Source organism: Streptomyces anthophorae, assembly GCF_049310305.1.
GTDB lineage: Bacteria > Actinomycetota > Actinomycetes > Streptomycetales > Streptomycetaceae > Streptomyces.
Window position 1 is genome coordinate 3071046 of record NZ_JBLWQQ010000001.1, and the last position, 22961, is coordinate 3094006.

At 71.9% G+C, this 22961-nt stretch carries 18 protein-coding genes; 2 read left to right on the forward strand and 16 right to left on the reverse strand.

Features of this window, described 5'->3' with window-relative positions:
• The first annotated feature begins 18 nt into the window (after nucleotides 1–18).
• Nucleotides 19–1020, forward strand: coding sequence for an aldo/keto reductase (locus tag ACNYS0_RS13640; RefSeq protein ID WP_422473577.1), 1002 nt, complete (start codon nucleotides 19–21; stop codon nucleotides 1018–1020).
• A 102-nt stretch (nucleotides 1021–1122) separates the two neighbouring features.
• Complete coding sequence (locus ACNYS0_RS13645) at nucleotides 1123–2298, forward strand: PQQ-dependent sugar dehydrogenase (protein ID WP_422482617.1); 1176 nt, start codon at nucleotides 1123–1125, stop codon at nucleotides 2296–2298.
• Here ACNYS0_RS13645 and ACNYS0_RS13650 read toward each other — a convergent pair.
• The 16 genes from ACNYS0_RS13650 to ACNYS0_RS13725 form a co-directional block, all read right to left on the reverse strand.
• A complete protein-coding gene (locus ACNYS0_RS13650) occupies nucleotides 2291–2533 on the reverse strand; it encodes a DUF6191 domain-containing protein (RefSeq protein ID WP_422482619.1) in 243 nt (80 codons plus the stop codon). The two genes, ACNYS0_RS13645 and ACNYS0_RS13650, sit on opposite strands and share 8 nt — an antisense overlap.
• A 48-nt stretch (nucleotides 2534–2581) precedes the next feature.
• Nucleotides 2582–5677, reverse strand: a complete 3096-nt coding sequence (locus tag ACNYS0_RS13655) for a helix-turn-helix transcriptional regulator (RefSeq protein ID WP_422482621.1) — start codon at nucleotides 5675–5677, stop codon at nucleotides 2582–2584.
• Between the two features lie 32 nt (nucleotides 5678–5709).
• Nucleotides 5710–5901, reverse strand: coding sequence for a hypothetical protein (locus tag ACNYS0_RS13660; RefSeq protein ID WP_422473579.1), 192 nt, complete (start codon nucleotides 5899–5901; stop codon nucleotides 5710–5712).
• Nucleotides 5902–6079: 178 nt separating this feature from the next.
• Nucleotides 6080–6715, reverse strand: coding sequence for a hypothetical protein (locus tag ACNYS0_RS13665; protein WP_422473581.1), 636 nt, complete (start codon nucleotides 6713–6715; stop codon nucleotides 6080–6082).
• Between the two features lie 35 nt (nucleotides 6716–6750).
• A complete protein-coding gene (locus ACNYS0_RS13670) occupies nucleotides 6751–7320 on the reverse strand; it encodes a GNAT family N-acetyltransferase (RefSeq protein WP_422473583.1) in 570 nt (189 codons plus the stop codon).
• Nucleotides 7298–9565 (reverse strand): MMPL family transporter, encoded by a 2268-nt coding sequence (locus ACNYS0_RS13675; protein ID WP_422473585.1) that lies wholly within the window; start codon nucleotides 9563–9565, stop codon nucleotides 7298–7300. The genes ACNYS0_RS13670 and ACNYS0_RS13675 overlap by 23 nt, the downstream gene beginning before the upstream one ends.
• 160 nt (nucleotides 9566–9725) lie before the next feature.
• Complete coding sequence (locus ACNYS0_RS13680; protein WP_422473587.1) at nucleotides 9726–10955, reverse strand: SLC13 family permease; 1230 nt, start codon at nucleotides 10953–10955, stop codon at nucleotides 9726–9728.
• A gap of 612 nt (nucleotides 10956–11567) precedes the next feature.
• Entirely contained in the window at nucleotides 11568–13088 is a 1521-nt protein-coding gene (gene gatB / locus ACNYS0_RS13685; protein ID WP_422473589.1) for an Asp-tRNA(Asn)/Glu-tRNA(Gln) amidotransferase subunit GatB, read from the reverse strand.
• Between the two features lie 19 nt (nucleotides 13089–13107).
• Nucleotides 13108–13341, reverse strand: a complete 234-nt coding sequence (locus tag ACNYS0_RS13690) for a hypothetical protein (RefSeq protein ID WP_326017347.1) — start codon at nucleotides 13339–13341, stop codon at nucleotides 13108–13110.
• Nucleotides 13342–13346: 5 nt separating this feature from the next.
• A complete protein-coding gene (gatA, locus tag ACNYS0_RS13695) occupies nucleotides 13347–14852 on the reverse strand; it encodes an Asp-tRNA(Asn)/Glu-tRNA(Gln) amidotransferase subunit GatA (RefSeq protein ID WP_422473591.1) in 1506 nt (501 codons plus the stop codon).
• Between the two features lie 6 nt (nucleotides 14853–14858).
• A complete protein-coding gene (gene gatC, locus ACNYS0_RS13700) occupies nucleotides 14859–15155 on the reverse strand; it encodes an Asp-tRNA(Asn)/Glu-tRNA(Gln) amidotransferase subunit GatC (RefSeq protein ID WP_018531282.1) in 297 nt (98 codons plus the stop codon).
• 186 nt (nucleotides 15156–15341) lie between these two features.
• Nucleotides 15342–17729, reverse strand: coding sequence for a putative bifunctional diguanylate cyclase/phosphodiesterase (locus ACNYS0_RS13705; protein ID WP_422482623.1), 2388 nt, complete (start codon nucleotides 17727–17729; stop codon nucleotides 15342–15344).
• A 651-nt stretch (nucleotides 17730–18380) separates the two neighbouring features.
• Entirely contained in the window at nucleotides 18381–20582 is a 2202-nt protein-coding gene (gene ligA, locus ACNYS0_RS13710) for an NAD-dependent DNA ligase LigA (RefSeq protein ID WP_422473593.1), read from the reverse strand.
• Between the two features lie 32 nt (nucleotides 20583–20614).
• Nucleotides 20615–21634 (reverse strand): methionine synthase, encoded by a 1020-nt coding sequence (locus ACNYS0_RS13715; RefSeq protein WP_422473595.1) that lies wholly within the window; start codon nucleotides 21632–21634, stop codon nucleotides 20615–20617.
• Nucleotides 21635–21700: 66 nt separating this feature from the next.
• Nucleotides 21701–22390, reverse strand: coding sequence for an SDR family oxidoreductase (locus ACNYS0_RS13720; RefSeq protein WP_422473597.1), 690 nt, complete (start codon nucleotides 22388–22390; stop codon nucleotides 21701–21703).
• Between the two features lie 16 nt (nucleotides 22391–22406).
• Nucleotides 22407–22952 (reverse strand): LOG family protein, encoded by a 546-nt coding sequence (locus ACNYS0_RS13725; protein WP_422473599.1) that lies wholly within the window; start codon nucleotides 22950–22952, stop codon nucleotides 22407–22409.
• Nucleotides 22953–22961 lie beyond the last annotated feature (9 nt).

A 22961-nucleotide genomic window follows, 5' to 3' on the forward strand; every position in this document is an offset into this window, starting at 1 on the left:
AGGGAGGGTCACGGGCAGGTGAAGCGCAAGGCGATCGGTGCGGCGGGCCTCGACGTGGGTGCCGTCGGAATCGGGTGCATGCCGATGAGCTGGGCGTACACGGGCTCGATGCAGCGCGGCGAGGAATCCCTGCGCGCTCTGCACACGGCCCTGGACCGGGGGTCCAGCCTGGTCGACACCGCGGACATGTACGGGCCCTTCACCAATGAGCTGCTGATCGGCCGCGCGCTCAAGGAGCGGCGGGCGGACGCCTTCGTGTCGACGAAGGTGGGCCTGCTCGTCGGGGAGCAGCACATCGTCGCCAACGGCAGGCCCGGCTATGTGAAGCGGGCCTGTGACGCGTCGCTGCGGCGCCTTCAGACCGATGTCATCGACCTGTACCAGCTGCACCGCGAGGACCCCGAGGTTCCCGTCGAGGAGACGTGGGGTGCGATGGCGGAGCTGGTGAGCGCGGGCAAGGTGCGCTCGCTGGGCTTCTGCGCCGTGGGCGCGCGGGGCTCGCGGCGCGGCGGCCGGGCCGCGCGGCATGCCGGAACGATCCGCCTGCTCGAACGCGTGCAGCAGGTGTTCCCGGTGAGCGCGGTCATGGCGGAGCTGTCGGTGTGGTCCCCGGAGGCGCTGGGGGCGCTGCTGCCGTGGTGCGCGGCGCGCGGCGTCGGGTTCCTCGCCGCGATGCCGCTGGGCAGCGGGTTCCTGACCGGCACGCTCACCCCCGGAGGCGGCTTCGAGCCGGACGACCTGCGCGCCCGCCATCCCCGCTTCACCGCCGAGATGATGGCGGCGAACCAGCCGATCGTGGCGGGCCTGCGCCGCGTCGCCGCGCGGCACGGCGAGCACGTGACACCGGCCCAGGTGGCGCTCGCCTGGGCCGCGGCGCAGGGTGAGGGCGTGGTTCCGGTGCCGGGCACCAAGCAGGAGCGCTGGGCGCTGGAGAACGCGGCGTCCGCCGAACTGCGGCTCACCGCGGAGGACTTCACGGAGATCGCGGGGCTCCCGGCGGCGCAGGGCTCCTGGGACTGAGCGAACAGCCTTGCGGCGGGCAGCTCGGGAACCTGAGCCGCGTGTGGGGTGTTTCAACGGTAGAGCGGTGTGTGAACGACCGAGCTTCACGTCGAAGGGATCCTGATCGTGCAACGTCCAGCTGTGCGGCCCGCGTTGGCCCTCACCGCCTGTGCCGCGCTCCTGCTCACGGCCGGGTGCTCCTCCGGTGACGACTCCCCCGCGCCGAGCAAGGACTCGACGTCCGCGCCGAGCGCGAGCGGTTCTGGCGGCTCCGCGTCACCCCAGGGGGACGTACCGGCGGCGAAGGGCTCGGTGAGCGTCGAGCGAACCGTCACGGACGGCCTCAAGTCGCCGTGGGGGCTCGCCGAGCTGCCCGGCGGCGGCCTGCTCGTCTCGTCCCGCGACGAGGGGACGATCACCCGTGTCGACACGAAGACCGGGAAGAAGACCGTGCTCGGCGAGGTGCCCGGGGTCGCGCCCGAGGGCGAGGGCGGCCTCCTCGGACTCGCGCTCTCCCCCTCGTACGCCTCCGACCACATGGTCTACGCGTACTTCACGACGGAGTCGGACAACCGCATCGTGCGGATGATCTACGACGAGAAGAAGCCGTCGGGCGAGCAGCTCGGCGCTCCCGACACCGTCTTCCGGGGCATTCCGAAGGGCACGAATCACAACGGCGGGCGGATCGCGTTCGGCCCGGACAAGCTGCTGTACGTGGGCACCGGCGAGACGTACGACAAGCCGCTGGCGCAGGACAAGAAGTCGACGGGCGGCAAGATCCTCCGGCTGACCGCGGAGGGCGAGCCGGCGCCGGGCAATCCCTTCGGCGACTCCCCCGTGTACTCGTACGGGCACCGCAATGTGCAGGGTCTGGCCTGGGACGACGACAAGCGGCTGTGGGCCTCGGAGTTCGGGCAGGACACCTGGGACGAGCTGAACCACATCGTGGCGGGCGACAACTACGGCTGGCCCGACGCCGAGGGGAAGAGCGGCGACGAGAAGTACCACGACCCGGTCGCGCAGTGGCACACCTCGGAGGCCTCGCCCAGCGGGATCGCGTACGCCAAGGGGTCGATCTGGATGGCCGGGCTGCGGGGCGAGCGGCTGTGGCGCATTCCGTTGGACGGTGCGAAGGCGGCCCACGACCCGCAGGCGTTCCTGGAGGGGAAGTACGGGCGGCTGCGCACCGTGGTCGCGGCGGGCGGCGACAAGCTGTGGCTCGTGACGAGCGAGACGGACACGCGCGGGACGCCCGAGAAGGGGGACGACCGGATCCTGGAGCTGAAGGTCAGCTGACGTCGTCGCCCTCGGCGGCGTCCGCTGTGTCCTCGGCGTCCTTGGCGTCCCTGGCGTTCCTGGCGTCCTCGGCCGTTTCCGCGGGGCGCGACGGGCGGACCACGACCTTGCCCGAGGTCAGGTCTATCGGGCCGCGGCCCGGATCTCCGTCGTTCATGTCGACCCGGGTCAGCTCAAGGCGCTTGCGCTCGTCGTTGGTGTGCTTGCGGCCGGGCGAGAACAGCTCCTCGAACATGTTGAACACGGCGCCTCCCAGGGGCGGGGTCCGACCGGGCCCTCCCCCTCAGCGTACGGGAGCCCGCTCCGCCGGGAAGAGGCTCAGGCGGTGGGCCAGGGCCGCCGCCTCGCCGCGGCCCGCGACGCCCAGCTTCGCGAGGATGTTGGAGACGTGCACGCTGGCCGTCTTCGGCGAGATGAACAGCTCCTCGGCTATCTGGCGGTTGCTGCGGCCCGCCGCGACCAGGCGCAGCACGTCCCGCTCGCGGCTCGTGAGGCCGAACTCCTGCGCGGGGTCGGCCGGAGCGCTCTGTCGGGGCGCCTCGCGGGCCAGGGTCAGCCGGGCGCGCTGGGCGAGCAGGGCGACGGATTCGGTGAGCGGGCGCGCGCCCAGCCGCTCGGCGACGGCTCCGGTGAGGCGGAGGAGTTCGGTGGCGCGGTCCCGGTCCCCCGCCGCGCCCCGCGCGACCAGGGATTCCGCGAGGCGGAACCGGACGCGGGCCAGATCGTACGGGCGGTCGAGTGACTCGAAGGCGGTGACCGCGGCGGACCAGTCCTCCGGGGTGTCGCGGTCCTCCGCGCGCCGCAGCTCGGCGCGCACCCACTGCTCATGGGCCCGCCAGACCGGGACCGGGGTGGCCTGCCGCTTGGCGGCGTCCCGGATACGGGCGACCGCCTCGGCGCGACCGGCGTCGGCGGCGGGCAGTCCGCGGGCGTCCGCCTCGGCCGCGGCGGCGGTGCGCAGGAGGGGCCAGGAGTAGCGGTGCATGGAGGGCGGCAGCCCCGCCGACACCAGCCGGTCGAGCTCGGCGCGGGCGTCCAGGAGGCGGCCCTGGGCGGCGGCGAGCGCGAGGGCGAGGTGGGCGCGGGGCAGCGTGTACTGGGGCTGCGGGTCGTGCGCGCCGTAGTACCCGTTGGCCGCGGCGAGGTGGTCGGACGCTTCCTGGAGGGCGCCGCGGCCGAGCGCGATCATCGCGAGGTGCGCGCACGCGGTGCCGCGCGGCTTGTCGCTGAGTCCGAAGCGCCGGCTCACCCACTCGGCCACCTCGACCGCCTCGTCCCAGCGGCCGAGGGAGACGAGGGACTCGGCCAGATTGGAACGGACCCAGCCCTTGTTGTCGGAGAGGCCGTAGCGGCGGCACAGGACGACGGCCTCTTCGCAGATCCGCACGGATTCGGCGGACCGCCCGACGCCCTCCAGGTGGGAGGGCAGGTTGACGTTGACGTTGATGAGGCGGGCGGTCATGCCCAGCGCCAAGGAGCGCTCGCGGACCGCGTACATCTCGGCGAAGCCCTCCTCGACGGCGCCCGCGTCGACGAGGAGTCCGCCGCGGACGAGCCGGGCGTGGAGTTCGATCTCCTCCGCGTCCTCGACCATGCGCGCGTACTCGACGGCCCGCTCGGCGGCGGCGAGGGTCTCGGCGCCGGGGCTGTGCAGCATGCCCCAGGCCGCCACGTTCGCCAGGACCTCGGCGTGCACGGCGGACGGCGGGAGGCCCCGGACGAGCTCCTGGGCCGTGGCGATCTCGTCCCACCCGTCGCCGCGCCCGATATGAGAGACGATCTTGGAGTTCTGGATGTGGAACCACGCGGCCCGCAGGGGGTCGGCCTTCCCGGTGCCCTCGGCCTCCTCCAGGATGCGCAGCGCCCGCTTGCCGATCTTCAGCGCGCGCTCCCGCTCCCCGCACAGGCGCCCCGCCACGGCGGCCTCGGACAGCAGGTCGAGGTGGTCGAGCGGGGTCTCGGCGGGATCGCAGCCGCAGGCGCTGAAGGCGATGACGTAGTCGCCCATCCGCAGTGCGGCGCGGATCTCCCGCGGCGCGCCGTCCCACAGCTCCATCGCCCGCTCCAGGAGACGCAGTTGCTCGGAGTACGCGTGCCGGCGGCGGGCCGCCACGGAGGCGTCGAGGACGGCGGGCAGGGCCTTCGCCGCGTCGTGGGCGTGGTACCAGTAGCTGGCCAGGCGCGTCACGCGCGCGTCGGCGGGCACCAGTGTCGGCTCGGCCTCCAGGGCCTCGGCGTAGCGGCGGTTGAGGCGGGAGCGCTCGCCGGGCAGCAGGTCGTCGCTGACGGCCTCGCGGACCAGGGAGTGGCGGAACCGGTAGCCGTCCCCGTCCGGCGAGGCGAGCAGGATGTTCGCGCCGACGGCCGCGCGCAGCGCCTCGATCAGCTCGTCCTCGCCGAGCCCGGCGACGGCCGCGAGGAGCGAGTACTCGACCGTGGAGCCGCCCTCCGCGCAGATCCGGGCGACGCGCTGGGCGGACTCGGGCAGGGATTCGACGCGGACGAGCAGGACGTCGCGCAGCGAGTCGGTCAGGCCCGTGGCGCAGCCCTCGGCGGCGGACACGGCGAGCTCCTCGACGAAGAACGCGTTGCCGTCGGAGCGTCGGAAGATGTCGTCCACGTCGGCGGGTTCGGGTTCCGCGGCCATGATTCCGGCGATCTGGCGGGCCACCTCGTCCCGGCTGAGGCGGCCGAGTTCGATGCGGGTGACGGTGCGCAGCCTGTCGAGTTCGGCGAGCAGTGGGCGCAGGGGGTGGCGGCGGTGCACGTCGTCCGCGCGGTAGCTGGCGATGACGGCGAGGCGGCCGCTGCGCAGCGTACGGAACAGGTAGGAGAGCAGGTGGCGGGTGGAGGCGTCCGCCCAGTGCAGGTCCTCCAGGACGACGACGAGGGTGTGCTCGGCGGCGACGCGCTCCAGGAGCCGGGCGGTGAGTTCGAAGAGGCGGGCCGTCGCGCTCTCATCGCCGCGCCCGTCGAATCCGCGGCCTTCGTGGTCGCCCAATTCCGGCAGCAGGCGGGCCAGTTCGTCCTCCCGGCCCGCGACCGCCGCGTCCACCTCCGCGGGCAGGGCGCGGCGCAGGGCGCGCAGGGCGGTGGAGAACGGCGCGAACGGCAGTCCGTCGGCGCCGATCTCGACGCAGCCGCCGGTGACGACGACGGCACCCCGCTCGCGGGCGGCCGCGCCGAACTCCTCGACGAGGCGCGTCTTGCCCACACCGGCCTCGCCGCCGAGCAGCAGCGCCTGCGGCTCGGCGGCCTCGGCCCGCTCAAGGGCCTTGCTGAGTACACCCAGCTCGTCGGCGCGACCGACGAACACCGGGCTGACGGACCTGGTCTCCACATCGCCGAGGATGGCACACGGGTCTGACAGCGGGACCATGATGTCGGCGCCGCCGGCCGCGGCGGGCGCGCTCACGCCGTGCGCGGTGCGCGGCGCCGGTCCGAGCGGCCGGTGCTCACCGGCCTCTCGGTGTCGTGTTCCGGTGCTCGGCGCTCCGCGCGCTGGGCCCTCGCCTGCTTGCGGGCGAAGCGTGCGAGGCGGAACCGCTCGGCCTCCTCGATGAGTTCGGCGGAGCGGAGCTGGTGCATTTCGTACTCGAACATCTCGTCTCCCTGGTGACGGTCTCTGCGGCTCTCGCGGAGCGTTCTCCGCGATGCCTCGACTCTCGTCTCCCAGGGGGGTGCGGCACATCGGGAGAGTGCCGCATGTTCGTGGGCCGCGCCTCCTTAGGCGCGGCCCACGGTGTGCCTTAGGCGGCTCGGCCGCCCTTACGTAAGTGCCTCAGCCGCTGGTGCCCGGCATGCCGAGGATGAGATCGGTGTACTTGGCGACGGCGAGCAGCAGCCCGATGACGCCGACGGCGAGACCCGCCCAGGCGGTCGACTTGATCCACGGCGCCTGCGGCTTGCCGGGCGCGCCGAACGCGGGCCTGGCCAGGACGGCCGCGCCGATCACGAGGGCGACGAGCGAGAAGAGGCCGCCGACCAGGGCGGCGGAGTGCCAGGCCTCGCCGTACATCGCGGAGATCTGCTTGGCGATGCCCGCGCTCTGCGCGGTGGTGAGCTGGCCCTTGAGCTGCGCGCGGGCCGAGGCGATGGTGCCGAGCCAGCCGCCGCTGAGGCCGACGATGCCGAGGGCCACGGAGACGATCGCGCCCGCGCCCTGGCCGACGCCGGACGGCTTGTCGGCCTCGGCCTTGGCGAGGGCCGCGAGCTCGGCCTCGGCGGCGGCCTCATCGGCCGCGTCCTCGTCCTGCACGTCCTCGGTGGCCTCGTCGGCCGCCTTGGTCGGCTCGGCCTTCTCGGTCGCCTCGGTCGCCTCGGCCTTCTCGGTCGCCTCGGTGGCCTTGGCGTCCTGGGCCTCCACGCCCTCCTCCCGCGTCTCGGCGTCGCGCTGCGCTTCAGTCTTCGTAGTCATGCTGCGCACGGTACGGACGGAGTCTGAGAGGTGTCTTAACGTTCCCTGTGCCCGCTCCGTGCGCTACGCCACTCGGGCGCGAGCACCGACCAAACCTCCATGTCATGGCGGGTTCCGCGCCAGGGAAAACTTTCCCGGTGGACGCCCTCCTTCGTGAATCCGAGGCGCCGCGCCACGTTGAGACTCGGGACATTTCCGGCCGCGGCGACCCACTCCACCCGGTGGATCCCGCGCTCCTCGACGGCCCAGTCGACGAGGTGCCGCATCGCGCGCGTGACGAGGCCCCGGCCGGCGCCGGCCGGCTCCAGCCAGCAGCCGACCTCGCAGTTGCCGTTCGCCTCGTCGAAGTTGAGCGCGAGTACGCCGCCGACGAGCAGGCCGTCCAGCCAGATGCCGTGGTACGCGCGCGTGCCCGCGGCCCTCGCGTCCGCGAACTGCTGGAGCAGCTCCCGGGTGGAGGCGAGGTCGGTCGCCGTGGAGCCGAACGGGATGAACCGCCCGATGAACTCGCGCCCCCGGTCCAGATGGGCCAGGAACTCCTCGGCGTGCCAGGTCTCCAGTGGCCTCAGTTCGGCGCTGCCGTCACCCAGCGGGATCGCGTACATCGGTGTCCTCGGTCTCCTTCGTCAACAGCTCGTCCAGCGCCTCGTCGGTGGGCGCGCGCCGCACCGGGATCCTCGCACCCGCGGCGGCGCGGCACTCGGGAGGCTCGATGCTCAGTCGCGGCAGGCGCCGGTCGAGCCACGCGGGCAGCCACCAGTTGGCGCCGCCGAGCATGTGCATCAGGGCGGGAACGAGGAGCGTACGGAGGACGAACGCGTCGACGGCGACGGCCACGGCGAGCGCGATGCCGAACATGGCGATCACCCGGTCCCCGCTGAGCACGAACGCGAGGAACACCGAAATCATGATCACGGCGGCCGAGTTGATCACGCGGCTGGTCTCGGCGAGCCCGACCCGGACGGCCCGCCGGTTGTCGCCGGTCTCCAGCCACTCCTCGTACATCCGGCTCACGAGGAACACCTGGTAGTCCATGGAAAGGCCGAAGAGGACCGACACCATGATCACGGGGAGGAAGGGTTCGATCGGCCCGGACGCCCCGAGACCGAGCAGCTCGCTCCCCCAGCCCCACTGGAAGATCGCGACGACGACACCGAAGGCCGCGGCCACGGCGGCGACGTTCATCGCGGCGGCCTTGAGCGGGATCCCGATGGACCGGAAGGCGAGCAGGAGCAGCGCGCAGCCGAGGCCGACCACGACCCCGACGAACAGGGGCAGCTTGCCGACGATGACCTCCGCGAAGTCGTCGTAGCTCGCGGTGACGCCGCCGACCTGCACATCGAGGGTGCTGCCCTGCTCGGCGGCCGGCACGACGTCGGTGCGCAGCCGGTCGACGAGGTCGCTGGTCCGCTCGGACTGAGGCGACGAACTCGGCACGACGGTGACATGGGCCGCGGTGTCGTCCGCGTTATACGTAACACGCGAGACGGACGCGACCCCGTCGGTCGCCCGCAGCTCCCCCGTCAGCTCCGCGAGCGCGGCCTTGTCCTTGGCGCCGTCGACCTGGGTGACGAGGGTCAGCGGCCCGTTCACACCGGGCCCGAAACTGTCGGCAAGGCGGTCGTACGCCTGCCGGGTGGTGCTGCTCGCCGGATTGTTGCCCTGATCGGACGTGCCCAGGTGGAGGAAGAAGGTGGGCAGCGAGAGCACCGCGATCACGGCGACGGCGAGCGCGCCGAGCAGCTTCGGCCGGCGCTCCACGAAGGCGGCCCAGCGGGCGGCGAGCCCGGTCGGCAGCACGGGTTCGGGGCCGTGCTCGACGAGCCGGCGCCGCTCGCGCCGCGACAGCGCCCGCATCCCGATGTACGAGAGCAGCCCCGGCAGCAGCGTCACGGACGCGGCGACGGTGAGCAGCACGGTCACGGAGGCGGCGATGGCCACGCCGTTGAGGAAGCTCAGGCCCAGCATCAGCATGCCGAGCAGGGCGATGCACACGGTGGCCCCGGCGAACACCACGGCCCGACCGGTGGTGGCGACGGCCCGCTCGGCGGCCTCGGCCACCGGGAGCCCCCGCTTCAGCCCTCTCCTGTGCCGGGTCACGATGAACAGCGCGTAGTCGATCCCGACGCCGAGCCCGACGAGCATGCCGAGCATCGGCGCGAAGTCCGCGACCGTCATGGCGTGCCCGAGCAGCACGATCCCCGCGTAGGCGGTGCCGACGCTCACCAGCGCGGTGGCGATGGGCAGCGCCGCGGCGGCGAGGGAGCCGAAGGCGAGGAAGAGCACGACGGCCGCTACGACGACGCCGATGATCTCGGACGTGTGGGCCGAGGTGGACTCGGTGAGCGCGACGGCGCTGCCGCCCAGCTCCACCTGGAGCCCGTCGGGCCCGTCGTCCTCGGCTGCCTGCGCGGTGTCGACGAGAGCCTGGGCCTGCCCCTTGGGGATGTCGTCGGCCTGCTTCTCGAAGGTGACCGTGGCGTACGCGGTGTGCCCGTCGGCGCTGACCTGGCCGGTGCCCCCGGCCTCGTACGGCGAGCCGACGGAGACGATGCCCGGCAGGTCCGCGATCTCACCGAGCGTGTTGCTCATCGTCTTCTCGACGTCGTCGGCGCGCACGGTGGAGCCCTCGATGTGCCAGACGACGGTGTCGCTGTCGCCGCCGAGCCCGGAGAAGTTCTCGTCGAGGAGCTGGGTGGCGCGCCCCGACTCGGTGCCGGGCGCCTCGTAGTCGTTCGAGTACGCGGAGCCCGCGACGGCCGCGGCGGCGCTCGTGCCCACAAGGGCGGTCAGCCACAGAAGTACGACCACGAGCCGGTGATTGACACACCAGCGGGCGAGTGCGGCCACGGACGTGCTCCCTGAGTCATTTCGTGGATCTTTGTCCGGGAACATCCGCTTGGAGCGTGAACCGTCCGCAAAGAACACATGAGCAATGACGAGACACTCTTACAGCCGGAAGTGATCCTTTGTCGCTTTCGTGTCCTTACTCACAAGGGGAGTCGCCCCCTCACAGGAGCAGCACGGCCCACAGCGCGACCGTCGACGCCGCGAGCGTCGCGGGGACGGTGAGCAGCCCGAGGCGGGTGAACTCGCCCAACTCGGGCTCGGTTCCGTGTTCGTGCACGATGCGCCGCCACAGCAGCGTCGCGAGGGAGCCGACATACGTGAGGTTGGGGCCGAGGTTGACGCCGATCAGGGCGGCGAGCACCGGGCCAGGGCCCATCGGGGTGACGACCGGGAGCAGGGCGAGGATCGCCGGCAGGTTGTTGATGACGTTGGAGAGAAGCGCCGCGACCCCGGCGATCGCGAGCAGCGTGGGCAGGGACGAACCGTCCGGCAGGAAGCGGGCGATGGCGTCGCCGAGCCCGTTGTCGACCACGGCCTTGACCACGATGCCGAGCGCGAGGACGAAGAGGCAGAACGGCAGGTTGGCCGCCTTGAGCAGCTCCACCGGGGTGCTGTGACGGCGGGCGAGGGCCCGGACGGCGAGCACGGCCGCCCCGGCGAAGGCGGCCCACAGCGGTTCGACGCCCACGAAGGACGTGACGACGAAGCCGACGAGGGTGAGCGCGAGCACCGTCAGGGTGAACAGCGGGACGCCGGGCGGCTCTTCGGGGTCCGGTTCGTGCGCGGGCGCGGCCAGGTCTTCGGCGAAGTAGCGCCGGAACACCGCGTATTCGATGCCGATCGCCACCAGCCACGGCAGCGCCATGAGCCCGGCGAAGTGCGTGAACGTGAGCCCGCTCGCCGTGAAGGCCAGCAGGTTCGTGAGGTTCGACACGGGGAGCAGCAGGGACGCCGAGTTGGCGAGGTGGGCGCTCGCGTAGACGTGCGGGCGCGGGCGTGCGCCGATCCGGGCCGCGGTCGCGAACACGACCGGGGTGAGCAGGACCACGGTGGCGTCGAGGCTCAGTACGGCGGTGATCCCGGCGGCGACCGCGAACACCCCGCCGAGCATCCGCTTCGGACTCCCGTGACAGGCACGCGCGACGAGATCACCCGCGGCCTTGAACAGTCCTTCGTCTGCGCAGAGTTGGGCCAGCAGCAGAATCCCGGCGAGGAACCCGACGACCGGCAGCAGCTCTTGGGTCTCCGACCAGGCGTGGGCGGGTGTCACCTTCCCGGTGACGACGGCCACGACTGCGGCGGGCACCGCGACCACGGCCTCCGGCCATTTACGGGGCCGTAGAACCGCGAAGACGAGCGTGATGGCGAGGAGAGCGAGGGAGACGAGCACTTACAGCCCCTGCGGTGATGGGGAGCTGAGTACGGGGCCGACCCCCTCATTCAAGCCCCGCCTTTCGGACGAGAGCCAACGGGGCCCGGGGCAGAGCATCCCCATTTCAAGCCCCTGCGGCATTTGAGCAGCGAGGTCCGACACAGAGCCCCACTTCAAGCCCCTGCGGCGATTGAGCAGCGGGGCCCAGGGGCAGAGCCCCATTTCCAAGCCCCTGCGGCGATTGAGCAGCCGAGTCCGGAACAGAGCCCATTTCCAAGCCCCCGCGGCGATTGAGCAGCGAGGTCCGACACAGAGCCCCACTTCAAGCCCCTGCGGCGATTGAACAGCGGGACCCAGGGGCAGAGCCCCACTTCCAAGCCCCTGCGGCGATTGAGCAGCCGAGTCCGGAACAGAGCCCATTTCCAAGCCCCTGCGACGATTGAACAGCCAGGTCCGGCACAGAGCCCCACTTCAAGCCCCCGCGACGATTGAACAGCCGGGCCCGGGGCAGAGCCCCGTTTCCAAGCCCCTGCGGCGATTGAGCAGCGGGGTACGGGGCGGAGCCCCGAGACGTCGGACGCGGAAAGGCGGCGGCGCACCGGCTGCCCGATGCCCGCCGCCCCGATCCGATCAACCGTCGGAGACGCCCAGCTTCTCCAGGATCAGCTCCTTGACGCGCGCCGCGTCGGCCTGACCCCGGGTCGCCTTCATGACGGCCCCCACGAGCGCCCCCGCGGCAGCGACCTTGCCGCCACGGATCTTGTCGGCGACCCCCGGGTTCCCGGCGATGGCCTCGTCCACGGCGGTGGACAGCGCACCCTCGTCCGAGACGACCTTGAGGCCGCGCTTCTCGACGACCTCGTCCGGCGTGCCCTCGCCCTTCAGCACACCGTCGATGACCTGACGGGCCAGCTTGTCGTTGAGGTCACCCGCGGCGACCAGCTCGGACACGCGGGCCACCTGCTCCGGCGTGATCGGCAGCGCGGCAAGCTCGACGCCCTGGTCGTTCGCGGAGCGGGCCAGCTCGCCCATCCACCACTTGCGGGCGGACGCCGAGTCGGCGCCGGCCGCGATGGTGGCGACGATCGGGCCGATGGCACCGGCGTTGCGGATCGACTGCATGTCGTGGGCGCTGATGGCCCACTCCTCGATCAGCCGGTTGCGCTGCGCGAGCGGCATCTCCGGGAGCTCGGCACGCAGCGCCTCGACCCACTCGCGGGACGGGGCGACGGGCACCAGGTCGGGCTCCGGGAAGTACCGGTAGTCCTCGGCGTTGTCCTTGATGCGGCCCGACGTGGTGGAGCCGTCCTCCTCGTGGAAGTGACGGGTCTCCTGCACGATCGAGCCGCCGGAGGACAGCACCGCGGCGTGCCGCTGGATCTCGTAGCGCGCGGCACGCTCGACGGAACGCAGCGAGTTCACGTTCTTCGTCTCGGAGCGCGTGCCGAACTTCTCGGTCCCGTGGGGACGCAGCGACAGGTTCACGTCGCAGCGCATCTGGCCCTTGTCCATCCGGGCCTCGGACACGTCGAGCGCCTTGATGACCTCGCGCAGCTCGGCGACGTACGCCTTCGCGACCTCGGGGGCCCGCTCGCCCGCGCCCTCGATGGGCTTGGTGACGATCTCGATGAGCGGGATGCCCGCGCGGTTGTAGTCGAGCAGCGAGTGCGAGGCGCCCTGGATACGACCCGTGGCACCGCCGACGTGCGTCGACTTGCCGGTGTCCTCCTCCATGTGGGCGCGCTCGATCTCCACGCGGAAGACCTCGCCGTCCTCCAGCTGTACGTCGAGGTAACCGTCGAAGGCGATCGGCTCGTCGTACTGGGAGGTCTGGAAGTTCTTCGGCATGTCCGGATAGAAGTAGTTCTTCCGGGCGAAGCGGCACCACTCGGCGATCGAGCAGTTGAGCGCGAGGCCGATCTTGATGGCCGACTCGACGCCGATCTCGTTCACGACCGGCAGCGCGCCGGGCAGGCCGAGACAGGTCGGACAGGTCTGGCTGTTGGCGTCCTGCTTCAGCTCGGTGGAGCATCCGCAGAACATCTTCGTCTTCGTACCGAGCTCGACGTGGACCTCGAGGCCCATGACCGGGTCGTACGACGCGAGCGCGTCCTCGTACCCCATCAGCTCGGACGTGGTCGTGGCAGTCACGATTTTTGAAACTTCCCTCTCAGCCCAGCAGGACGTCGTCGTCGCCCAGGCGCTTGAGCTCCCGGTAGAGGATCGCCATACCGGTGACGATGGCGGCGGCGGACACGGCGGCGTCGATCAGCCGCAGGGTGTCGGCGTCGTTGCGGGCCATCTTCGCCTGCTTCGCGACGCTGATCGCGCCGAAGGCGGTGCTGGCCAGCGAGACGTAGACGCCGGTCTTGGACTTCTTGAAGTTCTTGGCCTTCTTTGCCATGGCACTCACAGCGACGGAGCCTCCTCAAGCAGCGGGTGCCCCCACTTTTCCACGAATGCGGCCTCGACGGCGGACCCCACCTTGTACAGGCGGTCGTCCTTCATCGCGGGGGCGATGATCTGCAGACCGACCGGCAGCCCGTCCTCGGGGGCCAGGCCGCAGGGCAGCGACATCGCCGAGTTCCCCGCGAGGTTGGTCGGAATCGTGCAGAGGTCCGCGAGATACATCGCCATCGGGTCGTCGGCGCGCTCGCCGATCGGGAAGGCGGTGGTGGGCGTGGTCGGCGACACGATGACGTCGACCTGCTCGAACGCGGCCTCGAACTCCTGGGTGATCAGCGTGCGCACCTTCTGGGCGCTGCCGTAGTACGCGTCGTAGTAGCCGGAGCTCAGCGCGTACGTGCCCAGGATGATGCGGCGCTTGACCTCGTCGCCGAAGCCGGCCTCGCGGGTCAGCGCGGTGACGTCCTCGGCGGAGTGCGTGCCGTCGTCGCCGACGCGCAGGCCGTAGCGCATGGCGTCGAACCGGGCGAGGTTCGAGGAGCACTCGGACGGCGCGATCAGGTAGTACGCCGACAGGGCCAGGTCGAACGACGGGCAGTCAAGCTCGACGACCTCGGCGCCCAGCGACTTCAGCAGCTCGACGGACTCGTCGAAGCGCTGTACGACGCCGGCCTGGTAGCCCTCGCCGCGGAACTGCTTGACGACGCCCACGCGCATGCCCTGCACGCTGCCGTTCCTCGCGGCCTCGACGACGGCCGGAACCGGGGCGTCGATGGACGTCGAGTCGAGCGGGTCGTGCCCGGCGATGGCCTCGTGCAGCAGCGCCGCGTCCAGGACCGTACGGGCGCAGGGCCCGCCCTGGTCCAGGGACGAGGAGAACGCCACCATGCCGTAGCGGGAGACGCCGCCGTAGGTCGGCTTGACGCCGACGGTGCCGGTGACGGCCGCGGGCTGGCGGATCGAGCCGCCGGTGTCCGTGCCGATGGCGAGCGGGGCCTCGTACGCGGCGAGGGAGGCGGAGGAGCCGCCGCCGGAGCCGCCGGGGATCCGGGTGAGGTCCCACGGGTTGCCGGTGGGCCCGTACGCGCTGTTCTCCGTCGACGACCCCATGGCGAACTCGTCCATGTTGGTCTTGCCGAGGATGACGACGTCGGCGGCCTTCAGCTTCTTGACCAGCGTCGCGTCGTACGGCGGGATCCAGCCCTCGAGGATCTTCGAGCCGACCGTGGTCGGGATCCCCTCGGTGGTGAAGATGTCCTTGAGCGCGACCGGGACGCCGGCCAGCGGGCCGAGCTTCTCGCCCTTGGCGCGCTTCTCGTCGACGGCGCGGGCCTGCGCGAGCGCGCCCTCACGGTCGACGTGCAGGAAGGCGTGCACCTTCTCGTCGACGGCACCGATCCGGGCCAGGTGGGCCTCGGTGACCTCGACGGCGGTGAGCTCGCCGGAAGCGATCTTCGCCGCGATCTCCGCGGCGGTCAGCTTGATGATGTTGACGTTGATGTCCGTCATGACTGTTTAGTCCTCCCCCAGGATCTGCGGCACCTTGAAACGCTGCTGCTCCTGGGCCGGGGCGCCGGAGAGCGCCTGCTCGGGGGTGAGCGACGGACGGACCTCGTCCGCGCGCATGACGTTCGTCAGCGGCAGCGGGTGGGAGGTCGGCGGTACGTCTTGGTCGGCGACCTCACTGACGCGGGCGACCGCGCCGATGATGTCGTCGAGCTGGCCTGCGAAGTGGTCGAGCTCTTCGGGCTTCAGCTCCAGACGCGCCAGCCGTGCGAGGTGGGCGACCTCCTCGCGCGTGATGCCAGGCATGCGGATCCTCACGGGGTGCGTGTTCTCGGTTTGGCCCCAATCCTATGGGTCGCGGCACCATGGTCGGTAAACGGTTTACGGGGGCGGGGCGGGGCCGCACCCCGGGTTCATGCTGTACGGGGCTGGGCGCGCAGTCCCCCGCGCCCCCGAGATGCCCACCCGGGCGGCGGAAACCGCCCGGCGCCGTCAGCCGAGGGGGCCGCAGTCGTCGGACTGGGCCGCGGGGAGGGCCGCCGGTGGGCGCCAGCCGCGGGCGCCGCGGGCGCGGAGCCAGGCCGTCGTCTCGTCGGGCGGCATCGCGGCGGCGACGAGCCAGCCCTGCACCGCGTCGCAGCCGAGGTCCCGCAGCCGCTCCCACGTCTCGTCGTCCTCGACGCCCTCGGCGACGACCAGCAGGCCGAGCGAGTGCGCCAGGTCGACGGTGCAGCGGACGATCTCCGCGTCCTCGTTGTCCACGGCGAGCCGGGCCACGAAGGACCGGTCGATCTTCAGCTCGCTGACCGGGAGCCGCCGCAGGTGCACGAGGGACGAGTACCCGGTGCCGAAGTCGTCGAGCGACATCTTCACGCCGTGCCCGGTGAGCCCCGCCAGGGTGTCGGCGGCCCGCTGCGGGTCCTCCAGGAGTACGTGTTCCGTTATCTCCAGCTGGAGGGACCCGGCCGGGACCCCGTGCCGGGCGAGCCGGGCGGCGACGGCTCCGGCGAAGCCGGGCGTGTGCACATCACGCGGCGACACGTTCACCGCGACCGGCACGTGCAGCCCCTGCGCACGCCAGCGCGCGACCTGCGCGAGGGCGGTCTCCAGGACGTACTCGGTCAGGTGCGGCATGAGTCCGGACGACTCGGCGATGGCGATGAACTCGTCCGGCGGCACCTTCCCGCGCTCCGGGTGCACCCACCGCACGAGCGCCTCAAGGCCCGCGACGTGCCCGTCGAACCGGACCTTCGGCTGGTAGTGCAGCTCCACATCGCCCGCGTCGAGCGCGCGCCGCAGATCGCCCAACAGGCCGAGCCGGTCCGGGGTGTTGGAGTCCCGCTTCGACTCGTAGACCTCGACGCCCGTGCGGTCCCGCTTGGCCTGGTACATCGCGACGTCGGCCCGGCGGAGCAGCCCCTCCGCGTCCAGCGCGTGGTCGGGGAAGACGGCGAGTCCCGCGCTCGCCTCCAGTACGAGGGTCAGCCCGTCCAGGTCCAGCGGGGAGCCCAGGGTCGCCACGAGGTTGCGGGCCACCCGCGTCGCGGACGTCGTGGAGTCGGCGACGGGCAGCAGCACGGCGAACTCGTCGCCGCCGAGGCGCGCGACCTCCGCGCCGCGCGGCAGCGCCGCTCTCAGCCGGTCCGCGATCTGCAACAGGAGCCGGTCACCGGCGAGATGGCCGAGCGTGTCGTTCACCGAACGGAACCGGTCGAGGTCGATCAGCATCAGCGCGCTGCGCACCCCGATCCGCTCGGCGTCGTCGAGCGCGCTCCAGGTGCGCTCGAGCAGCCACTGGCGGTTCGGCAGTCCGGTGAGCGGGTCGCGCAGTTGTTCCTCGGCGCGGGCCCGCGCGATCCACAGCGTGGAGTCGAGCGCGATCAGCGGGATCGCGAACAGCGGCAGCAGCACCGGCAGCGCGACGGCGACGACGCAGATCAGCGGCGCGATGCCGAGCAGCGCGACGGCGACCAGGCCCTGCCGCACGAGCGAGGTGCGGGCGACGGTCGGAAGGCCCGAGTTCGGTGGCGCATGCACGTACCAGAGCAGGGTGCGGGTGATCAACAGATAGGCAAGGGCCGCGAGGGCCACCTCGGGCACCGTGGTCAGGCCCCAGCCCTCCGGCTTCCACGGCGTCTCGACGGAGGGCACGCGGCCGAACGCGGCGAGGACGAGGGCGCCCGCGCCGATGCCGAGGATGTCGATCGCGCCGTGCAGCAGTCCCTGGCGCCAGCAGTGTCTGCGGGCGATGCCGACGAGGACGACGACGGTGAGGCTGACCATGCCCGCGGGCACCCAGCCGTACAGGAGCAGCACCGCGAGGGTGAGGGCCGCGCCGGATCCGGTGCCGCCCCACCAGCGGTCGCGGCCGAGGGCGACGAGGTGGCCGACGATGATCCCGGTCAGGAGCGCGAGGCACCAGCCGACCGTGCCGGACGGGAAGAGCGCGTGCCCCTGTTCGAGCGACCAGTAGAACCCGGCGCCGAGCACCACGGCGGCCAGCGCCACCACGACGCCGGGCAGCAGCGGCACGAGCGCGGCCCGCGAGGTCTCCCCCTGGCCCGCGAGCTGATTGCGCGCGGGCGTCGCCATCCCGACGCTGCCGCCCGCGGGGACGGTGCCGGGGAGCGGGCCCCTGCCGATTCCGGCGCCGCGCTGGGCCGCGGCGGGCCGGGCGCCTCCCGCGGCGAGCTCCGGCCGACCGTCCGCGGTGCGCCCGTGCACGACCGGGCCAGCGGCCGTCACGTGGGGGTGCGAAGCGTGTGCGTGGGAGGCCTCGGCGCCGGCCTCCCGGTCGCCCGACGGCCGGGCGCCGGACCTACGTGAGTTGACCGCGCCGATGTCCTGCGGGCGGGCGCCGGGCCCCCGGCCGCCCGATATCTGCTCGCCGGGCAGGCCCTCGGTCCTCGGGGGGCGGGCCGGCAGTGCGCGCGGGGGCTGCTCGTCGGTGTTCCGGAGCCGGGCCGCGGCGGGTCCCTCGGGGCCGGGCGCCGTGTGGGCGTGGGCCGAACTGCCGCTGTCCGCGGGGTGGTCCTTCGCCCCGCGCCTCAGCGGCCCCTCGTGGCCCGGCACTTCGGGCCCGGCCGCTTCAGGGCCAGGCGCGCCGCTCGTCCGGTCGGCGCCGAATCCGGCCCCGCGCCACCATTTGCGCCAGTTCACCACACCACCGCGCTCGTTCTCCCCGTGACCGCTGTCGCTGCCGTCGACTCCGTCGCCCCGGTCGGCGCGCGGTGCCGTGTCGCGCCGCGCACGTCGACGTGGGCGCAGGCGTGAGTCCGGGGCGGCGCTCTCGGTCGGTTCCATTCCCGTCCCTCTCACTGCCGGCGGTGCCTGCGTCCGCTGCCCGCTCTCCTCGTACCCAGCGGGCGAGGATTCGCCCCATCCGCAGCAGGACTCGGCAGGCGCACACCTCAACAGTAGGCCGCAGAAGGCTTCCACGGGCACCAGACGGACGCGCCCGGGCACGGTTGCCCGAATGACCCCGGCGTTCCGCCTGCGTCTGATATGCGCCGTTCGAGTGACCCGCGGCCGCTACTCGGCGGCCTCCTGCTCGGCGGGAAGCGCCACCTCGACCGCCGCTTCGGGCCCCTGTTCCAGCAGGACGGCGAACCCGTCCTCGTCCAGAACCGGAACCTTGACCTGCATGGCCTTGTCGTACTTGGAGCCTGGGTTGTCCCCCACGACCACGAAGGACGTCTTCTTCGAAACGGAACCCGTGACCTTGGCGCCTCTGGTCTGAAGGGCCTCTTTTGCGCCATCCCGCGTGAAGTTCTGAAGCGTTCCGGTGACCACGACCGTGAGCCCTTGGAGGGGGCGCGGGCCCTCGTCCTCTCCCGCCCCTTCCTCTTCCATCCTCACACCGGCCGCACGCCACTTCCGCAGAATCTCCCGATGCCAGTCCTCGGCGAACCACTGCTTCACGGAGGCGGCGATGATCCCGCCCACTCCGTCCGTGGCGGCGAGCTCCTCCTCGGTGGCCTGGTCGATGCGGTCGATGGAGCGGAACTCGCGGGCGAGCGCCTCGGCGGCGACCGGTCCGACGTGACGGATCGACAGGCCGTTGATGACGCGGGCCAGCGGGCGGCTCTTGGCGGCCTCGATGTGCTCCAGCATCGAGACGGCGTTCTTGCGCGGCTCCCCCGCCTTCGTGGCGAAGATGTCCGCGATCTTCTCCTCGCCCGTCTTCGGATCGCGCTTGGGCAGTCCGCTGTCCTGGTCGAGGACGTACGCCTTGATGGGCAGGAGCTGGTCCATCGTGAGGTCGAACAGGTCGCCCTCGTCCGTGAGCGGCGGCTGCTCGGGCTCGAGCGGCCCGGTGAGCGCGGCGGCCGCGACATACCCGAAGTTCTCGATGTCCAGGCACTGGCGGCCGCCCAGATAGAAGAGGCGCTCACGCAACTGGGCGGGACACGTGCGGGCGTTGGGGCACCGGAGGTCGATGTCGCCCTCCTTCATGGCCCGTAGTTCGGTGCCGCACTCGGGGCACTCGGCGGGCATCACGAACTCGTACTCGCTGCCGTCCCTGAGGTCGGCGACGGGGCCGAGGATCTCGGGGATGACGTCTCCGGCCTTGCGGATGACGACGGTGTCCCCGATGAAGACGCCCTTCTTCTTGACGATCTCCTGGTTGTGCAGCGTCGCGAACTCGACCTCGGAGCCCGCGACGGTGACCGGCTCCACCTGCGCGTACGGCGTGACGCGGCCCGTGCGGCCCACGCCCACGCGGATGTTGATCAGCTTGGTGTTGACCTCTTCGGGCGGGAACTTCCAGGCGATGGCCCAGCGCGGGGCGCGCGCCGTGGAGCCGAGGCGGCCCTGGAGCGGGATCTCGTCGAGCTTGATGACGGCGCCGTCGATCTCGTGGTCCACGGAGTGACGGTTCTCCCCGTAGTACGCGATGAACTTCCGGACGCCTTCGAGGTCGTCGACCACCTTGCTGTACTTGGTGGTGGGCAGGCCCCACTCGCGCAGCAGGGCGTAGGCCTCGGAGAGGCGGTCGATGTCGAAGCCCTCGCGGGCTCCGATGCCGTGCACCACCATGTGCAGCGGGCGCGTCGCGGTGACGCGCGGGTCCTTCTGGCGCAGCGAACCCGCCGCCGCGTTGCGGGGGTTGGCGAAGGGCTTGTCGCCGGCCTCGACGAGCCGGGCGTTCAGCTCCTCGAACTTGTCCATGGGGAAGAAGACCTCGCCGCGGATCTCGACGAGCGGCGGGATGTTCTCGCCCTTGAGGCGGTTCGGGATCTCCGTGATCGTGCGGACGTTGGACGTGATGTCCTCGCCGACCCGGCCGTCCCCACGCGTGGCCGCGCGCGTGAGCCGCCCGTCCTCGTACGTCAGGTTGACCGCGAGGCCGTCGATCTTCAGCTCGCACAGGAAGTGGTACCCGGGCGCGCCCACGTCCTTGGCGACGCGGTCGGCCCAGGCCGCCAACTCCTCGTCGTCGAAGGCGTTGTCGAGCGAGAGCATGCGCTCGCGGTGCTCCACGGAGGTGAACACCGTCTCGTACTGGCCCGCGACCTTCTGGGTCGGCGAGTCCGGCGTGCGCAGCTCGGGGTGCTCCTCCTCCAGCGCCTCCAGGGAGCGCAGGAGCTTGTCGAACTCGGCGTCGGAGACGACCGGAGCGTCGTTCACGTAGTACCGGAAGCGGTGCTCCTCGATCTGCTCGGCCAGCTGGGTGTGCTCTTCCCGCGCCTTCGCCGGCACGGAACCCTCGCTGTGCAGTGCGTCAGCCACCGTCTCGTCCTCCCGTTTGCCTTCGTCCACGGTCACTCAGGGTTGTCCGCGAGTGATCTCGCCGCCCGGACGCAGTGGGCGAGCGCCGCGCGGGCGTACGCGGGCGACGCACCCGCGAGTCCGCACGACGGCGTGAGCACCACCGAGTCCGCGAGGGAACCCGGATTCAGCCCCAGCCTGCGCCACAGCGTCCTGACACCCATGACGCTACCGGCAGGGTCTGACAATGGGCCGTCCACGCCCGGCACGACACCCGCGACGAGTCGCAGACCGGACTCGACGGACTCCCCGATGACCTCGTCGTCACGCTCGGTGAGCAGCGAGAAGTCGAAGGAGACCGCGTCGGCGCCGGCCCGGCGCAGGAGGGCGAACGGAACGTCGGGGGCACACGAGTGGACGAGCCGCGGCCCGTCGTCGAGCACGCCCATGACGTCGCGCAGCGCGCCCTCGACGATCTGGCGGTCGACGGCGCGGTGCGTGCGGTACTCGCTGGCGGTCTTGATCCGGCCGCGCAGCACGGCGATGAGCGAGGGCTCGTCGAGCTGGAGCACCAACTGGGCGCCGGGCACCCGGCGGCGGACGTCGGCGAGGTGCTCGCGCAGCCCCTCGGCCAGCGACGCGGCGAGGTCGCGGCACGCGCCGAGGTCGGAGAGCGCGGCCTCCCCGTTCCGCAACTCCAGTGCGGCCGCGAGCGTCCAGGGCCCGACGGCCTGGACCTTGAGCGGTCCCTCGTACCCCTGCGTGAACTCCTCGAGCGCGTCGAGGTCCTCGCCGAGCCAGGACCGGGCCCGCTTGGTGTCCCGGCCCGGCCGGTCGCCGATCCGCCAGCCGCTGGGCTCCACGCGCGCGTACAGGTCGACCAGCATCCCCGCGGTGCGGCCGATCATGTCGGCGCCGGGGCCGCGCGCGGGCAGCTCGGCGAGGAACGGCATCCCCTGCTCGGGGCCCTCGAAGCTGCCGGTCACGGTCTTGGCGGCCTCGCGGGCGTCACCACCGGGCATCGAGCCGACGCCCGTGGCCGGCCCCCACCTGAAGTCGCTCTTTTCAGTCACCCAGGAAGGGTACGTAACGCCGGCCGCCGGGCGGGCGGCACGTCGGGCCACCGGACGGGCGGCGCGTCAGCGGCCGGGTCGCACCGTCAGGTCGTTGACCTCGGCGTCGCGCGGGAGGTCGAGCGCCATGAGGATCGTCGTGGCGATCGACTCGGGGTCGATCCAGCGCTCCGGGTCGTACTCCTTGCCCTCCTGCTGGTGCACCTTGGCCTGCATGGCGCTCGCGGTGCGGCCCGGGTAGACGGACGTGACGCGCACGCCGTTGCCGTGCTCCTCCTCGCGCAGCGCGTCCGCGAGGCCCTTCAGGCCGTGCTTGGAGGCGCCGTACGCGGACCAGCCCGCGTGCGCGTTGAGGCCGGAGCCGGAGTTCACGAACACCACGTGGCCCTGGGCGACGCGGAGTTGGGGCAGGAAGTGGCGGGTCAGCTCGGCCGGGGCGATGAGGTTCACGTTGAGCTGGTTGCGCCACGCCTTCGGGGTGAGCTCCCCGACCTTGCCGAGGTCGACGACGCCGGCGATGTGCAGCAGCGAGTCGATCCGGTCGGGCAGCGTCTGGTGCGAGAAGGCCCAGGACAGCTTGTCCGGGTCCGCGAGGTCGCCGACGAGCGTCCTGGCGCCGGGGTACTCGGCGGCGAGCTCCTTGGCGCGGCCCGCGTCGCGCGCGTGGAGGAAGATTTCGTCCCCGCGCTCGTGCAGGCGGCGGGCGACGGCGGCGCCGATTCCGGAACCGGCGCCGGTGATCACATGTGTAGCCATGCCCGCCATGCTTTCACTACTCGACGCCGCGCGACTCCTCGAGGTAAGCCAGGGCGCCGACCGGCTCCTCGGCGAAGAAGACGAGGTCAGTGAGGGGGATCGGGAGAAAACCCTCGTCCTCCATGCGCCGGAACTGTTCCTTCAGGCCGTCGTAGAAACCCTCGGAGTTGAGCAGCACGATGGGCTTGTCGGTCTTGCCGTGCTTCTTCAGCTCCAGGATCTCGGTGGCCTCGTCGAGCGTGCCGGTGCCGCCCACCATGACCACGATGGCGTCGGACTTCTCCAGGAGCAGCGCCTTGCGCTCCGCGAGGTCCTTGGCGATCACCATCTGGTCGGGTTCGGCGACGACGCGCGCCTTGGCCGCGAGGAAGTCCACGGACACCCCGACGAGCCCGCCGCCCGCCTCCGCCACACCGTCGGCGACGACCTTCATGAGGCCGCTCTCCGAGCCGCCCCACACGAGGGTGTGCCCGCCCTTGCCGAGCAGTTCGGCGAATTCGCGGGCGGGCCGGGTGTAGCGCTCGTCGAGGTCGGCGGCGGAGAGGAAGACGCAGATGTTCATACCCCTTAC

Excerpts from the sequence above, each read along its gene's own strand:
- ACNYS0_RS13690 (WP_326017347.1), bottom strand. The coding sequence starts at position 13,341 with ATGGCAAAGAAGGCCAAGAACTTCAAGAAGTCCAAGACCGGCGTCTAC.
- ACNYS0_RS13665 (WP_422473581.1), bottom strand. The coding sequence starts at position 6,715 with ATGACTACGAAGACTGAAGCGCAGCGCGACGCCGAGACGCGGGAGGAG.
- ACNYS0_RS13660 (WP_422473579.1), bottom strand. The coding sequence starts at position 5,901 with ATGTTCGAGTACGAAATGCACCAGCTCCGCTCCGCCGAACTCATCGAG.
- gatA (WP_422473591.1), bottom strand. The coding sequence starts at position 14,852 with ATGACGGACATCAACGTCAACATCATCAAGCTGACCGCCGCGGAGATC.
- ACNYS0_RS13725 (WP_422473599.1), bottom strand. The coding sequence starts at position 22,952 with ATGAACATCTGCGTCTTCCTCTCCGCCGCCGACCTCGACGAGCGCTAC.
- ACNYS0_RS13650 (WP_422482619.1), bottom strand. The coding sequence starts at position 2,533 with ATGTTCGAGGAGCTGTTCTCGCCCGGCCGCAAGCACACCAACGACGAG.
- ACNYS0_RS13655 (WP_422482621.1), bottom strand. The coding sequence starts at position 5,677 with ATGGTCCCGCTGTCAGACCCGTGTGCCATCCTCGGCGATGTGGAGACC.
- gatC (WP_018531282.1), bottom strand. The coding sequence starts at position 15,155 with ATGCCTGGCATCACGCGCGAGGAGGTCGCCCACCTCGCACGGCTGGCG.
- ACNYS0_RS13720 (WP_422473597.1), bottom strand. The coding sequence starts at position 22,390 with ATGGCTACACATGTGATCACCGGCGCCGGTTCCGGAATCGGCGCCGCC.
- ACNYS0_RS13670 (WP_422473583.1), bottom strand. The coding sequence starts at position 7,320 with ATGTACGCGATCCCGCTGGGTGACGGCAGCGCCGAACTGAGGCCACTG.